General features: G+C 75.4%; 1 protein-coding gene. It reads left to right on the top strand.

Translation table 11 applies throughout. The features are described from left to right. Positions 1–40 precede the first annotated feature (40 nt). Positions 41–676, top strand: a 636-nt coding sequence (locus SCA03_RS34850; RefSeq protein ID WP_230989124.1) for a phosphopantetheine-binding protein, incomplete at its 3' end; no start/stop codon positions are given.

The following is a 676-nucleotide window of genomic DNA, read 5'->3' as shown; positions in this document are numbered from 1 at the left end:
TGCGCTGCCGGAGCCGGAGGTCGGTGCGGGGGCGGAGTATGTGGCGCCGCGGACCGAGGCCGAGCGGCTGCTGTGCGGGATCTGGGCCGAGGTGCTGGGTGTCGAGCGGGTCGGGGTGCACGACGACTTCTTCGCGTTGGGCGGGGATTCGATCTCCAGCCTGAAGGCGGTGTCGCGCATCCGTGTGCAGCTGGGCGCTGACATGTCGCCGCGTGCCCTGTTCGACGCTCCCACCGTGGCGGGCCTGGCGGAGCGTGTGCCGGCCGGTCCGGGCGACGGGGACGGCCTCGTCGGGCCCGGGAAGGAGCCCCGGGCCACGGGACACGAGGTGCTTCGGGCCACGGGACACGAGGTGCTTCGGGTGGCGAGGGCGGCGGACGCCGATCTGCCGCTCGCGCCCGCGCAGGAGCGGCTCTGGTTCCTGGACGAGTTCACCGTGGGCGCGGCCGCGTACAACGTGCTCTCCGTGGTGCGGCTGCGGGGCGCGCTCGACCGCGGCGCCGTGCAGACCGCCGTGGACGGGCTCGTCGCACGGCACGAGGCATTGCGGACCACCTTCGTCTCCGTGGACGGGCACGGTGTGCAGCGGGTCGCGGCGGTGCGGGCCGTCCCGGTGCGGGTGGTGGAGCCGGGGTCCGCCGGGACGGCGGAGGTCCTGCGGGAGGAGGCGGCGCGT

Origin of the sequence: Streptomyces cacaoi, assembly GCF_006539165.1 — a bacterium.
Lineage (GTDB): Bacteria > Actinomycetota > Actinomycetes > Streptomycetales > Streptomycetaceae > Streptomyces > Streptomyces cacaoi.
The sequence above is the reverse complement of the archived record's forward strand: the minus strand, read 5'-3'. Positions and strand labels throughout refer to the sequence as shown.